At 71.2% G+C, this 13,966-nt stretch carries 13 protein-coding genes; 10 read left to right on the top strand and 3 right to left on the bottom strand.

The window, feature by feature from the left end:
• Positions 1–6 precede the first annotated feature (6 nt).
• Positions 7–792: a MerR family transcriptional regulator gene (locus ABIA33_RS17980; RefSeq protein WP_370082680.1), complete on the bottom strand. Its 786-nt coding sequence runs from the start codon at positions 790–792 to the stop codon at positions 7–9.
• Between the two features lie 98 nt (positions 793–890).
• Positions 891–1,532, bottom strand: coding sequence for an ATP-binding protein (locus ABIA33_RS17975; RefSeq protein ID WP_370082678.1), 642 nt, complete (start codon positions 1,530–1,532; stop codon positions 891–893).
• 243 nt (positions 1,533–1,775) lie between these two features.
• Here ABIA33_RS17975 and ABIA33_RS17970 point away from each other — a divergent pair, with 243 nt between their 5' ends.
• The 7 genes from ABIA33_RS17970 (at position 1,776) to pheA (ending at position 9,260) form a co-directional block, all read left to right on the top strand.
• Positions 1,776–2,669 (top strand): hypothetical protein, encoded by an 894-nt coding sequence (locus ABIA33_RS17970; RefSeq protein WP_370082676.1) that lies wholly within the window; start codon positions 1,776–1,778, stop codon positions 2,667–2,669.
• Positions 2,670–2,782: 113 nt separating this feature from the next.
• Positions 2,783–3,532: a YcnI family protein gene (locus tag ABIA33_RS17965; protein ID WP_370082674.1), complete on the top strand. Its 750-nt coding sequence runs from the start codon at positions 2,783–2,785 to the stop codon at positions 3,530–3,532.
• Between the two features lie 141 nt (positions 3,533–3,673).
• Positions 3,674–4,339, top strand: a complete 666-nt coding sequence (locus ABIA33_RS17960; RefSeq protein ID WP_370082672.1) for an SCO family protein — start codon at positions 3,674–3,676, stop codon at positions 4,337–4,339.
• Positions 4,336–4,806, top strand: coding sequence for a copper chaperone PCu(A)C (locus ABIA33_RS17955; protein WP_370082670.1), 471 nt, complete (start codon positions 4,336–4,338; stop codon positions 4,804–4,806). The genes ABIA33_RS17960 and ABIA33_RS17955 overlap by 4 nt, the downstream gene beginning before the upstream one ends.
• Positions 4,807–4,814: 8 nt before the next feature.
• Positions 4,815–6,953 (top strand): copper resistance CopC/CopD family protein, encoded by a 2,139-nt coding sequence (locus ABIA33_RS17950; protein ID WP_370082668.1) that lies wholly within the window; start codon positions 4,815–4,817, stop codon positions 6,951–6,953.
• Between the two features lies 1 nt (position 6,954).
• The gene (efeB, locus tag ABIA33_RS17945) at positions 6,955–8,211 is read left to right on the top strand and encodes an iron uptake transporter deferrochelatase/peroxidase subunit (protein WP_370082666.1); all 1,257 of its coding nucleotides are present in this window, start codon (positions 6,955–6,957) and stop codon (positions 8,209–8,211) included.
• A 116-nt stretch (positions 8,212–8,327) separates the two neighbouring features.
• A complete protein-coding gene (gene pheA, locus ABIA33_RS17940) occupies positions 8,328–9,260 on the top strand; it encodes a prephenate dehydratase (RefSeq protein ID WP_370082664.1) in 933 nt (310 codons plus the stop codon).
• 769 nt (positions 9,261–10,029) lie between these two features.
• Here pheA and ABIA33_RS17935 read toward each other — a convergent pair.
• Positions 10,030–10,758, bottom strand: a complete 729-nt coding sequence (locus ABIA33_RS17935) for a polysaccharide deacetylase family protein (protein WP_370082933.1) — start codon at positions 10,756–10,758, stop codon at positions 10,030–10,032.
• 256 nt (positions 10,759–11,014) lie between these two features.
• On the opposite strand from ABIA33_RS17935, the gene serS reads away from it, so the two are divergent.
• The 3 genes from serS to ABIA33_RS17920 are packed head-to-tail and all read left to right on the top strand — an operon-like array spanning position 11,015 to position 13,912.
• Positions 11,015–12,292 carry a serine--tRNA ligase gene (gene serS, locus ABIA33_RS17930; RefSeq protein WP_370082662.1) on the top strand — a complete coding sequence of 426 codons (1,278 nt, stop codon included), beginning with the start codon at positions 11,015–11,017 and terminating at the stop codon, positions 12,290–12,292.
• The gene (locus ABIA33_RS17925) at positions 12,289–13,131 is read left to right on the top strand and encodes an HAD family hydrolase (RefSeq protein WP_370082660.1); all 843 of its coding nucleotides are present in this window, start codon (positions 12,289–12,291) and stop codon (positions 13,129–13,131) included. Before serS ends, ABIA33_RS17925 begins: the two co-directional genes overlap by 4 nt.
• Positions 13,132–13,159: 28 nt before the next feature.
• Positions 13,160–13,912 (top strand): SDR family oxidoreductase, encoded by a 753-nt coding sequence (locus tag ABIA33_RS17920; protein WP_370082658.1) that lies wholly within the window; start codon positions 13,160–13,162, stop codon positions 13,910–13,912.
• The last annotated feature ends 54 nt before the right edge of the window (positions 13,913–13,966 follow it).

The raw sequence follows: 13,966 nt of genomic DNA, 5'->3' as shown, positions 1-13,966 counted from the left end.
CATCCGTCAGGACACCGCGCCCCCGGCCTGGTCGACTCCCTCGGCCCGGTCGGCGTTGGCGATGACGGCGTCGTGGAACCAGACGGCTCCGCCCTCGACCTCCTGCTCGTACGTCGCCGTGAAGCGCGGGTCGGAGATGTACATCTCCGCCAGGCCACGCTGGATGGCGTAGGAGCAGTCGTAGAAGTTGCGGGTGATGTGCTGCCGGTGCTCCTCGGCGATGGCCATCGCCTGCTCGCTGTCGGGTGCGGCGCCCGCGAGGACCGCCTCGGTGATGCGCTGCATGATGTCGGTGCTCTCGGACTTGATCCGGACCCAGTCCTCCTTGGTGAGCTGGGCCGTGCGCTGCTGGGACTGTTTCCAGGCGTCGGTCTCGCCCCAGCGCTGCTCGGCCTCGGCCTCGTACTCCTGGTAGCCCTCGCCGAACATCTCGAACTTCTCTTCGGGGGTGAGGTTGATTCCCATCTTTCTTGCCTCCAGTGCTTCTTCCACGGCTGCGGCCATCTCCTGGAGCCGGGCGATGCGTCCGCTGAGCAGCCGGTGCTGGCGGCGCAGGTGCTCGGACGGGCTGACGTCGCGGTCGTCCAGGATGGACGCGATCTCTTCGAGGGAGAAGCCCAGCTCGCGGTAGAACAGGATCTGCTGCAGCCGGTCCAGGTCGGCGTCGTCGTACCGGCGGTAGCCGGCGGGCGTGCGTCCGCTCGGGGACAGCAGCTTGATCTCGTCGTAGTGGTGCAGGGTGCGCACGGTCACCTTGGCGTAGCCGGCGACCTGGCCTACCGAGTAGCTCATGGTTCTTCTCTCCCTTCCGCGCTCCAGCCTGGCTCCTCACGTTGCGTGAGGGTCAAGCCGCAGCTCGCGAAGGGCTCCGGAAGGCACGCCGGAAAGCTTCAGGAGGCGTGCAGCAGGGGGTGGTCGCGGTACTTGAGCATCTTGTCGAAGGAGACCACGGCGCCGCTGCGGGGGTGGTTGCGGTACTGGACGTGGTCCATGAGCGCCTGGATCAGGAAGAGGCCACGGCCGTTCTCGGCGTACAGGTCGGGCAGCTCGGGCAGCTCGGGCAGTTCGCACAACTCGGACAGTTCACGCAGCTCGCGCAGGTCGACGGCGGCTTCCGCGTCGGCGGCCCGGACGACGACGGCCTGGGCAGTACGGCGGCGGCGCTGTCTGCCGTGCTCGGAACCGGGACGCGCGAACGCGGCCGACGGGAGCGCCGGCTCGGGAGCGGCGAACCGGGGGTCCACGGAGAAGCCCGGATCCACCGAGAAACCGGGGCCGCTGTCGGTGATCTCGACACGCAGGCAGCCGTCCTCGATCATGGCGGTCACCTGGAAGCCGTTGTCCTCGCCGGCGTCGGTGATGTGCGCCGCGTGTTCCACGGCGTTGGCGCAGGCCTCGGTCAGGGCGACGCCGACCTCATGCGAGATGTCCGGGTCCACGCCGGCCGAGGCCATGGTGCCGAGCAGGATGTGACGGGCGAGGGGCACGCTGGCCGGTTCGCGCCGCAGATGTAGAGACCACCAGATGTCCACGGCAGGCTCCTCCGGGCTGCGGCTCCACATACCACTACCTATAACCGACCTTCAGGGGTATCAACCTCGTCAGCGCCATCTCGTCACTCCTCTGGCGGATGTACAGAGGTAAAGGGACAGGTGTGGAGCACGCTGAGGGGTGCGCGCATTGGTGCGCGCGCGGGCGTGCGCTCCCACGGCTCGACGCGGGACGGGCACCCCGTCGGGGGGCGCGCAACCCCCGATGAGAGACTGACGACCGTCATGTCTGTGTACCCCGAGGCTCCGGCGTCCAGGCCGGATCACGCCGCCGCACTGGACCTTCGCGTACTGAGGGCACTGCCCTTCGCGGCGGTCTGCGTCGCGGTGTCCGCGCTCGGGCACTGCATCGCGGGCGGCGGAGCGATCCCCCTGGACGCACTGCTGCTCGGCGGGATCGCCGTGTGGGCTGTCGCGGCGGCGCTCGCCGGCCGGGAACGCTCGCTGCCCTCCATCGCGGCCGGGCTCGCCGTCGGCCAACTCGGGCTGCATCTGCTGTTCCACCAGGCGGCGATGAGCCGGATGGCGGCGATGCCTGCCATGCCTGCGATGCCTGCCATGGCGGGTGTGGGCGGCATGACCGGGAGCCCCAGTGCGGGAGGCTCCGGTGCGGCGAGCGCGCTGGACGCGCTCGCCGCCCGGCTGATCTGCGGTCCCGACGGTTCCGGCTCCGCCCTCGCGCTTCCCCCGGGGACCACGGCCGGTCAGATCATCAGCCAGGCAGGTCTGGACCCGCACCTCTCTTCTCTTGTCGCCCCTCACCTGCCCTTCTGGACCCACGCCGCGTTCCTCGGCCTCTCCCCGCTGATGATGCTCGGCCACCTCACCGCCGCACTGACCGCCGGCTGGTGGCTTCGACGCGGCGAGGCCGCCGTGTGGCGGCTGATCCGGCTCACCGCCCAGGTCACCGAGACCCTCGCGCAGACCTGGACCGCGCCGCTGCGCACCCTGCTCGCGCTGGCCACCGCACTGCTGCGCGGCCTGCTCGGTGCCCTCGGCACCCCTGACGGAACGGCGCGGCTCGGCACCAGGGACACCCGAAACAGGCGACTTCCCCGGGCAGCACTGCTGCGGCACCAGGTCGTCCGGCGCGGGCCACCCCTGGCGCTCGCGGCCTGACCCTGCGCCCACGCGACGCACTCCTGCTCCGGAGGCAGCTCCGGTGGCGCGGACAGGGCAGGCCGACCACGCCGTCCTGTCCACGTTCCTCCTCATCAGGAGAGCTGTATTCCATGCGTACCATCGCCATGACCGCGACCGCGAAGCGCCGTGTCGGCACGATCGGGGCCCTCGCCGCCGCCGGTGTCCTGCTGCTCGTCGGATCCGCCTCGGCGCACGTCACCGTGCAACCCTCCAGCGCCGCCAAGGGCGCGTCCGACCAGGCATTCTCCTTCCGGGTCCCCAACGAGAAGGACGGCGCGACCACCACCGAGGTGCAGGTCTACTTCCCGACGGACCACCCCATCCCCTCCGTGCTGGTGAACTCCATGCCCGGGTGGAAGGCCGCCATCGCCACGAGCAAGCTCAAGACCCCGATCCAGACCGACGACGGCGCCATCACCGACGCCGTCTCCTCGATCACCTGGACGGGCGGCAGCATCGACCCCGGGCACTACCAGGACTTCACCGTGGACTTCGGCCAGCTGCCCAGTGACACCGACCAGTTGACGTTCAAGGCCCTGCAGACCTACAGCGACGGCACGGTGGTGCGCTGGATCCAGCCCGTCCAGGCGGGGCAGCCCGCGCCCGCCAACCCGGCGCCGGTGCTCCACCTCACCAGCGCGATCAGCACCACCAGCACGGCGACTTCCGCGCCGTCCGCGGCCGCGGCGTCCGCTGCGAAGGCGTCCGCTGCCAGGGCGTCCGGCAGCGACACCACGGCGCGCGTGCTCGGCGGAGTCGGAGTGGTCGTCGGCCTGCTCGGCGTCGGCTTCGGCTTCCTCGGCTGGCGCCGGGGCAGCGCGACCCGCAGCGACGGCTGATCCCGCGCGGGGCGGACGGGGCAGCAGCTCCGTCCGCCCCGCGCCCCACCTGGCCTGCCCGACACCCGCGCCCGCACCGTCGCCCCGCCCTTGCCCCTCACCCTCGGGCGGCGCCACCGCCCGACCATGAATGGATCTTCGATGTCGCACACCCTGCGTCGCCGCTCCCTGCTCACCGGCGCCGTCGCCGCCTCCGCCGCGCTCCTGCTCAGCGCCTGCGGCAGTGGCTCGACCGGCAGCTCCGGGGACAGCTCGGCGAACCAGCCCTCCGCACAGACGAACAACTCGCCGTACAAGGGCAGCTACCTGGGCCGCACCTTCACCAAGCCGGACGTCACCCTGACCGACACCAGCGGCAAGCCCTACAACCTGGCGCAGCAGACGGCGGGCCGGACCGTGCTGCTCTACTTCGGCTACACCCACTGCCCGGACGTCTGCCCCACCACCATGGGCGACATCGCGGTGGCTGTGTCCAAGCTGCCCAAGTCCCAGCAGCAGCAGATCGCCGTGGTCTTCGTGACCACCGACCCCGCCAAGGACACCCCGAGCACCCTGCGCAGCTGGCTCAACTCGTTCAACAGCAGCTTCGTGGGTCTGACCGGCGACATCGCCACCATCATCCAGGCGGCCAAGTCGGTCGGCGTGTACGTGGCCGCACCGGCGCAGGGGCAGGAGCCGGTGCACGGAGCCCAGGTGCTGGCGTTCCTCCCCACCGACAACAAGGCGCATGTCCTCTACACCAGCGGGACGGCGTCGGCGGACTACCAGCACGACCTGCCACTGCTGATCAAGGGCGTGACCGCGTGAGGCGGGCCGGGCTGGCAGGCGCGGCGGTCGCGGCGGCGATCGCGGCTCTGGGAGCGACGTTGGCCGCGTGTGGCGGCGTCACTCCGGTGGACCGCTCGGCTGCGAAGATCAGCGTCGAGGGGGCGTACATACCCCTGCCCGCCTCCCCGGACATGGCCGCGGCGTACTTCCGGATCAGCAACAGCGGCGGCACGTCCGACCGCCTGGTCGCTGTGAGCAGCCCGGACGCGCGGAGTGCGGAGATCGACGCGTCCACGGCGACCTCGATGGACCGGATCGACGGCCTGGACGTACCCGGGCACGCCACTGCTCTCCTCGCACGTGGCGGCAGGCACGTCATGCTGATGGGCATCTCGCCCGCGCCCGAGGTCGGGCGGACCGTCGACCTGCGGCTCACCTTCGAGCACTCCGGGACGGTCACCGTCCACGCCACCGTCCAGCCGCTGACCTACCAGCCCCCGAAGTGACGGACACCATGCTGACAGACACCATGCTGGGAGCCTGCCGCCCGCCCAAGCGCACCGCAGCCGCACTGCTCACGCTGCTCGCCGCCCTGCTCGGGCTGATGCTCGCCGGGGCTACCGGCGCGTCCGCGCACGCGGCGCTGCTGTCCACCGATCCTGCGCAGGGCTCGGTCGTGCAGGCCGCGCCGACCCAGGTGACGCTGCACTTCAGTGAGCAGGTCACGCTGGAGTCCGACGCCGTGCGGGTGTTCGACCCCAGCGGCAAGCGCGTCGACACCGGCAGCAGCGGGCACGCAGGGAACGACGACTCCACCGCACGGGTCCAGCTCGGCACCGCTCTCGCCCAGGGCACCTACACGGTCGCTTGGCGGGCCATCTCCGCCGACACCCACCCGGTCTCCGGCGCGTACACCTTCTCCTACGGACATGCCTCCAGCACCACGGCCGTCGCCGGTGAGCAGGCCACCCGTGGCGACGCGCTGGTGGGATTCCTCTACGGAAGCGCGCGGAGCGTGCAGTACGGCGCGTTCGCGCTGCTGGCCGGTTCGGTCGCGCTGGTGCTGCTCTGCTGGCCGTCCGGGGTACGGCTGCGCTCCGTGCAGCGGTTGATGCTCGGCGGCTGGGCGGCGCTGCTGCTGGCGACGGTGGCCCAACTGCTGCTGCGCGGGCCCTACGAGGCAGCGACCGGGCTTGGCGCGGCCTTCGATCTGACGGTTGTTCAGCAGACCTTGGGCGAGCGGCTGGGGACGCTGCTGGTGGTGCGGATACTGCTGCTCGCCGCGGTCGGGGTGTTCCTGTCACTGCTGGCGGGGCAGACCGGCATCGGCCTGCCGCAGGACGAGAGCACCGATCTCAGAACGGAGCGCCGTCTGCGCACCACCCTGGGCATCGCCGGAGCAGTGCTCTCCATCGCCCTGGCCTGCACCTGGGCACTCGCCGATCACGCCTCGGTCGGCATCCAGGTCGGCCTCGCGGTCCCCCTGGACGTGGTGCACCTGAGCGCCATGGCCTGCTGGCTCGGCGGGTTGGCCGCGGTCCTCGTCGGACTGCGCACTGCCGTGGCCGACGGGGGAATAGGGGTACGACAGGTTGAGCGCTTCTCGACGGTCGCGCTCTGCTCCGTAAGCGCCCTGGTCGGCACCGGCGTCTACCAGGCGTGGCGCGGCCTCGGCTCCTGGAGCGCGCTCACCACGACCACGTACGGGCGGCTGCTGCTCGTCAAGATCGGCGCGGTGCTGGTGATCCTGGCGGCGGCGTGGATGTCCCGCCGCTGGACGGCGCTGCTCCGCGCGGAGCCCGACGTCGTGGCAGCAGGCGAGGCCGAGGACGAAGCTGCGGCCGAGCCGCAAGAGGCCGCGGCGCTGCTCCGCGCGGAGCCCGACGTCGTGGCAGCAGGCGAGGCCGAGGACGAAGCTGCGGCCGAGCCGCAAGAGGCCGCCCTCAACACCGCCATCGCCACTCCTGCGATCGCCGCCTCCGATTCCGAGGTCCAGCCCCAGAGCCAAGCCGAGTCCCGACCCGCCACCCCATCCCCGGCTTCACCCAGCTCCGACGACCCGGTCCGCCAGGCGCAACTGGACCGCCAGCACGCGGCGCGCCGGTCGGCCTCCGCGCAGCGCGCCCGCGAGGCCAGCCCTGCGCGCGGAATGCTGCTGCGTTCCGTCCTGCTGGAAGTAACCTTCGCCGTCGTGGTCCTGGTCGTCACCACCCTGCTCACCAACGCGCCGCCCGGACGCGCCGTCACCGCCCAGGCCCAAGCGCAGGCGCAGGGCGCAGGTGGCACCTCCCCCGTGGCGCAACCCCAACCCGTCGACCTCACCCTCCCCTTCGACACCGGCGGGCCCGGCGACAGCGCCAAGGGCAGGGTCACCATCGAGATCCACCCGGCCCGGGTGGGCCAGAACCAGCTGCACGCTTACGTCTACGACAACAGCGGTAAGCCCGTGGACGTCCCCGAGCTGGACGTCTCACTGACCCTCCCAGCCAAGAGCCTGGGACCGCTCGCGGTGAAGCTCGACAAGGTGGACGTGGGCCACTGGGCCGCCTCCGGCCTCCAGCTTCCGATGTCAGGCAGCTGGCAGCTGTCGGTGAGCGTCCGCTCGGACGCCATCGACGAGACGACCGTGACCGCGCAGATGCAGGTGAACTGATATGACGGACGATCAGCAGGTGTCCCGGCGGCGGCTGCTCGCCACCGCCGGGGTCGCGGGCGCTGCGGGGCTCGCGACAGGCGCGGGCGCGAACAGCGGGGCGCACGTCCTCGCGAGCACGTCGCAGAACTCCGGCACCCACCCTCCGCTCACGGCCCTCGGCACGGACTCCGTCCCCTTCTTCGGGACGCATCAGCCGGGCATCGTCGAACCCATGCAGGCCCGGATGTACGCCACCGCCTTCGACCTGACAGCGGGCACGGCCCGTCCCGGACTCATCTCCCTGCTGAAGCGCTGGTCAGCCGCAGCCGCCGCCATGGCCGAGGGCCGCTCCCCGCAGGGCCTCGCCGACGATGTCGCGCTGGACGCCGGTCCCTGCTCGCTCACCGTCACCTTCGGCTTCGGCGCCTCCCTCTTCGCGAAGACGGGGCTGTCCGCGCAGCTGCCGCAGGCGCTCGCGCCGCTGCCCGCCTTCCCCGAGGACGCCCTCGACCGCAGGCGCAGCGACGGCGACCTGTGGGTCCAGGTGTGCGCCGACGACGCCCTGGTGACCTTCGCGGCCATGCGCGCCCTGCAGCGCCTCGCTGCGGGCGCGGCCGCGGTCCGCTGGCAGATGAGCGGCTTCAGCCGCAGCCCGGGTGCGACGGCGCAGCCGCGCACCGGACGGAACCTGATGGGTCAGATCGACGGCACCAACAACCCCAAGCCGTCCGACGCCGGCTTCGACGCACGCGTGTTTGTCCCGGCGAAGGGAAGCGGCGACCCGGCCTGGATGGCGGGCGGCAGCTACGCGGTGTTCCGCCGGATCCGGATGCTGCTCGACAGCTGGGACCAGCAGCCGAAGGAGCGTCAGGAACGCGTCATCGGACGGCGCAAGACATCGGGAGCGCCAATGTCCGGCGGCACCGAGGGCACCGCCGTCGACCTGGAGCGGCAGAACCCGGACGGCTCCCCCGCGGTCCCCGGCGACGCCCACATCCGCGTGGCCGCCCCCGCCTCCAACCAGGGCGCGGCGATGCTCCGCCGCGGTTACTCCTACCACGACGGCCTCCGCCCGGACGGCTCCCCCGACGCCGGCCTGCTCTTCGTCGCCTTCCAGTCAGACCCGCTGACCGGCTTCGTCCCGGTCCAACGCAAGCTCTCCCGCGGCGACGCGCTCTCCCGTTTCATCGCCCACGAGTCGAGCGGCCTCTACGCAGTCCCGCCCGGCGCCACCGCCCCGGGCGGCTACGTCGGCCGGCCCCTGCTGGAGTCCTGACCACCGGCATGACCACCGGCATGAGACCGCAGACTGAGATCCGCCGACTCCGGAGGCGGGATGTGGCTAACGTTGCAGTCGTCTGTTGTGCACGGTTCGGCCCCTCGGAGGCTTCCTTGTCCGCCACTCGCTATACCTACCTCGGCCCCGAGGGCACGTTCACCGAGGCGGCCCTGCGGACGTTGCCCGAGGCGGCGACGCGGGAGCTGGTTCCGTCGGTGTCCGTGCCGGCGGCGCTGGACGCGGTGCGCAGCGGTGCGGCGGCGGCGGCGCTGGTGCCGATCGAGAACTCGGTGGAGGGCGGCGTCACCGCGACGCTGGACGAGCTGGCCACCGGCACCCCGCTGATGATCTACCGGGAGGTTCTGCTGCCGATCGCGTTCGCGCTGCTGGTGCGGCCGGGCACGGCGCTGACGGACGTGAAGACGGTCACCGGGCACCCCGTCGCCCAGCCCCAGGTGCGACGCTGGCTGGCGGCGAACCTGCCGGACGCGCACTGGGAGTCGGCGGCGTCGAACGCGGACGGGGCACGGCTGGTTCAGGAGGGACGCTTCGAGGGCGCCTTCGCCGGGGAGTTCGCCGCCCCGCTGTACGGGCTCGAGCCGCTGGTCACGGACATCCACGACGCGTCCAGCGCCACCACGCGCTTCGTCCTGGTGGGGCGTCCCGGCCGAACCGCGGCGCCGACCGGCGCGGACAAGACCTCGTCGGTGTTCTGGCTGGCCGACGACCATCCGGGCGCGCTGCTGGAACTGCTGCAGGAGTTCGCGGTGCGCGGGGTGAACCTGACCCGAATCGAGTCGCGCCCCACCGGCGAAGGGCTCGGCCAGTACTGCTTCTCCGTGGACGCCGAGGGGCACATCACCGACCGGCGGGTGAGCGAGGCGCTGATGGGGCTGCATCGGATCTGCCCGAAGGTGCGCTTCCTCGGTTCGTACCCGCGCGCGGACAAGGTCGCCCCGAAGGTGCGGCAGGGGACCTCGGACGCGGAGTTCAGCGAGGCCGCCGACTGGCTGTCGCGCTGCCTCGACGGGCGCGGCGAACAGTAACGGCCCGGGGGGCGACAGGGTTCCGGCGCCCACCGCCAGGCACCTCCGCCTGCCGCACCTCCGCTTGCCGCGTTGCCGGCCGCAACAGCAGCGGCTGGCAACAGCAGGCCGCACGTAGCTCCGCTCCAAGGGCGTCCCGGCGCCTGGCCATCGAAGGCCACGCGGCGGAGCCGCACAGTGTCACTGCGACGGCGCGCGCTGACCCGAGCCCGATCGCTCCCCAGGCCGTAGGCCGAGCCGTCCGCCACCCTTCCGCGACCCACCCGGCACGCGTCCACCCCTCGCCGGTGATCGCCTTGGATCGCTTTGGATCATCTTTTTCAGCCTGGGATTGACGGTCACCCGACCGCTTCTTGGCGGTTTTCCCCAGACCGGCCCAGGTGGGGACGGCCGCAAGTTATCCACAGGCTGGGGATGAGTCGACAAATCGCCGGGATGCCCTCGCTGTCACCCTGATAGCCGCCCGGCCGCCCGAGTCGGACATATGCGGATACAGGCCACGCGTTTCCCTTCCGCTCTCCGTAGGTTCGCCAAAAATCACGCAACCGTGGCGAGTATCAGGGTTTAGAGGCGTCCTTCCCCGCTCCGGGCCTGCCGCGCACGCCATCCCCCGCGATCCACAGGCCGCCCGCTGCGACTGTGGACAAATCCATGAATCCGCAGGATCAATCGAGATATCCACAGGCTGAGGGCAGTTATCCCCAGTTCGGCATTCCGCCACAACTGTCATCATTACGGACAGAACCGGACAGGCGTTGTCAATGGTTGATCATTTGGCGGGGAAATCGAAAGAGTACCCCTCGCTGACCAGTTGCGGGAGCAGTTGCTGCAGTGCGGCCAGAGTCTGGCTCCGGTCGCCGCCCCCGTCGTGCATGAGGACGATCGCGCCGGGCCTGATCTCCTTGCGGATGTTGGACAGGATCGTGGCGACCCCGGGCCGCTGCCAGTCGTTGCTGTCCACGGTCCAGCCCAGCGGACGCAGTCCGTTCACCGCCGAGATGTGCCGGTTCAGGGGCGAGAAGTCCCCGCCCGGCGCCCGGAACCAGCTCACCTCGGTACCGCTGCCGCCCGCCTCCACGATCATCTGCCTGGCGCCGGTGATCTCGTAGGTCTGCCGCTGCTCGGTCCACTTGCTCATGGCCTCGTTGTGCGAGACCGAGTGGTCGCAGAGCCGGTCGCCGGCCGCGCGGATCGCCTGGACCGTCGCCGGTGCCGCCTTGGCGTTGGGCCCGATCTCGCAGAAGGTCGCGTGGGCGTGGTACTGCGCCAGCAGGGCGAGGATCTTCGGCGTCCAGACCGGGCTCGGCCCGTCGTCGAAGGTCAGCGCGATCGAGCGGTCCTTCGCACCGGTGGTGTACTCGATCGTCCGGCTGACCGTCTCGGTCCCGCCGGGCGGCACGTTGTCGCCCGAAGTGGTCTTCGCCGACGGGGACGAGCTGGTCGACGGCCTGCCCGCCGCCGCCCCGGTGGCGGAGCCGCCGCAGCCCGCCAGCGTCATCAGCGCCACGACTGCGCCCCCTGCCACAGCTATTCGGCCGTTCCAACGCATGCCCATGCGATGCCCCCCTCGATCGGTACGTGTGCCCACCCTATGCAGTCGAATAGTGAGCCTTGCTACGGTTTATGAGGGTTGGCGAGGTACCGGGACGGACGCGGGACGAACATGTGACAAAGCACTCGGCTCACCCCCTCAGCCCTCGCCCGGGCGGCAATGCAGAGGCATTCGCACTCGCGCGACCGGTAGGCTCATCCCCGTGATTGACCTTCGCCTGCTCCGTGAGGACCCCGACCGAGTACGCGCCTCGCAGCGCGCCCGTGGAGAGGACGTCGCCCTGGTCGACGCCCTCCTCAGTGCCGATGAGCGGCGCAGGTCGTCCGGTTCCCGATTCGACGAACTCCGCAACGAGCAGCGGCAGATCGGCCTGCAGATCCGCAGCGCCAAGGGCGACGAGAAGGCGGAGCTGCTGCAGCGCGCCTCCGCCCTCGCCGCCGAGGTCAAGTCCGCGGCCGCCGAGCAGTCCGAGGCGGACGAGGAGGCGAAGCGCCTGCAGGGGCTGTTCGCCAACCTGCTCCACCCCGACGCCCCGATCGGCGGCGAGGAGGACTTCGTCACGCTGGAGGAGGTCGGCCTCCCGCGCGACTTCGCCGCGGAGGGCTTCGAGCCCCGCGACCACGTCGAGCTGGGCCGCATCCTGGGTGCCATCGACATCGAGCGCGCCGCAAAGGTGTCGGGTTCGCGCTTCTACTACCTCACCGGCGTCGGCGCGTTGCTGGAACTGGCCCTGGTCAACATGGCCATCGCCCAGGCCGTCGAGGCCGGCTTCACCCCGATGCTGACCCCGGCGCTGGTCAAGCCCCGCGCCATGGAAGGCACCGGCTTCCTCGGCCAGGCCGCGGAGAACGTCTTCCGGTTGGAGGAGGACGACTTCTACCTGGTCGGCACGTCCGAGGTGCCGCTGGCCGCGTACCACATGGACGAGATCATCGACGCGGACCGGCTGCCGCTGCGCTACGCCGGCTTCTCGCCCTGCTTCCGCCGCGAGGCCGGGACGTACGGCAAGGACACCCGCGGCATCATCCGGGTGCACCAATTCGACAAGGTCGAGATGTTCGTCTTCACCACGCCGGAGGACGCCGAAGCCGAGCACCAGCGGCTGTTGGAGTGGGAGAAGCAGTTCCTCGACAAGCTGGGTCTCGCCTACCGGGTCATCGACGTCGCGTCGGGCGACCTGGGCTCCTCCGCGACCCGGAAGTTCGACATCGAGGCGTGGATCCCCACCCAGGGCAAGTACCGCGAGCTGACCTCGACGTCCAACTGCACCGAGTACCAGTCCCGGCGCCTGGACATCCGGATGCGCGGCGAGAAGGGCAACCGCCCCCTCGCCACCCTCAACGGGACGCTGTGCGCTGTGCCGCGCACCATCGTCGCGATCCTGGAGACGCACCAGCAGGCCGACGGCTCCGTCGTCGTCCCTGAGGCGCTGCGCCCCTACCTGGGTGGCCGCTCCGTCCTGGAGCCGATCGGCAAGTGAGTCCGACCGACAGTCTTGGCTTCACCAGTCATCAGCCCCGTCCGTACGACCTGATCGCCACCGATCTCGACGGCACCCTGCTGCGCTCCGACCACACCGTGTCGGAGCGCACGCAGCGGGCGCTCGCCGCGGCTCGGGCCCCCGGGGCGGTACACATCGTGGTGACCGGGCGCTCGGCAGCCTGGACCCGGCCCACCCTCGACGCCATCGGCTACACCGGACTCGCCGTCTGCGGCCAGGGCGGGCAGGTGTACGACGCGGGTGCGCACCGGCTGCTCACCTCGATCACCCTCGACCGCCAGCTGGCGCAGGTCGCGCTCGGCAAGATCGAGGCCGAGACCGGCCCACTGTTCCTGGCCGTCTCCCGCGAGGGTCTGGACGGCGAGGTGCTGTGCGGCTCCGGCTACCGGCTGCCCGAGGACGGCGACATCGTGCGGGTCGACGACCCGGCCGAGCTGTGGACCGAGCCGATCACCCGGATGTTCCTGCAGCACGCCGCCCTCTCCGACGACGAGTTGACCGGGATCGCCCAGGCGATCGCGGGGCAGCTGGTGGATGTGGTGCTGGCGGGCCCCGGCTTCGTCGAGGTCCTCCCGCTGGGCATGTCCAAGGCCACCGGCCTCGCACTGGCCGCCGCCCGGCTGGGCGTCCGGAAGGACCGGGCCATCGCCTTCGGCGACATGCCCAACGACCTGCCCATGTTCGCCTGGGCCGCGCACAGCGTGGCGATGGCCGATGCCCACCCCGAACTGCTGCAGGCCGCCGACGAGATCACCCTCGGCAATGACGCGGACGGCGTCGCCGTGGTGCTCGAACGGCTCTTCCCCCAAACCCGCTGAACCGGACCGTGCGGCTACGCTGCCCAGCATGAGCGGATACACGGGTGTGGCGGTGGTCACGGGAGCGGGTTCCGGCATCGGGCGGGCGACCGCGCTGGCCCTGCTGGACGCCGGGTGGGCGGTGGCGCTCGCCGGGCGACGGGAGGAGCCGCTGCGGGAGACCGCGGCGGCCGGAACGCCCGGCGCGACGCTGGTCGCTCCCACCGACGTGTCCGACCCCGCGTCCGTCGACGCGCTGTTCGCCGCCGTACGGGAGCGCTTCGGCCGCCTGGACCTGCTGTTCAACAACGCCGGGGTCTCCGCGATCGCCTCGCCGCCCGAGGAACTGGCATACGAGCAGTGGCGCGCGGTCGTGGACACCAACCTCACCGGGGCCTTCCTCTGCGCGCAGGGCGCCTACCGGCTGATGATGGCTCAGGACCCTCAGGGCGGACGCATCATCAACAACGGCTCCGTGTCGGCGCACGCACCCCGGCCGCACAGCATCGCCTACACCGCTACCAAGCATGCGATCACCGGCCTGACCAAGTCGCTGGCCCTGGACGGCCGCCGGCATCGCATCGCCTGCGGGCAGATCGACATCGGCAACGCCGCCACCGACATGACGAAGCGGATGAGCACCGGCATCCTGCAGGCCGACGGCAGCACCGCGGTCGAGCCGACCATGGACGTCGCCGACGTGGCGCGCACCGTGGTCCACATGGCCTCACTACCGCTGGAGGCCAACATCCCCTTCGTCACCGTGATGGCGACCGCGATGCCGCTGATCGGTCGCGGGTAGCACGCTCCCGCGCTCGCGGCGCTGCTGCTCGACCCCGGTGGGCATCGGCGGCGA

Origin of the sequence: Streptacidiphilus sp. MAP12-16 (assembly GCF_041262165.1) — a bacterium.
GTDB lineage: Bacteria > Actinomycetota > Actinomycetes > Streptomycetales > Streptomycetaceae > Streptacidiphilus.
Note: the sequence above shows the minus strand (reverse complement) of the source record. Positions and strands in the feature narration are given on the sequence as shown.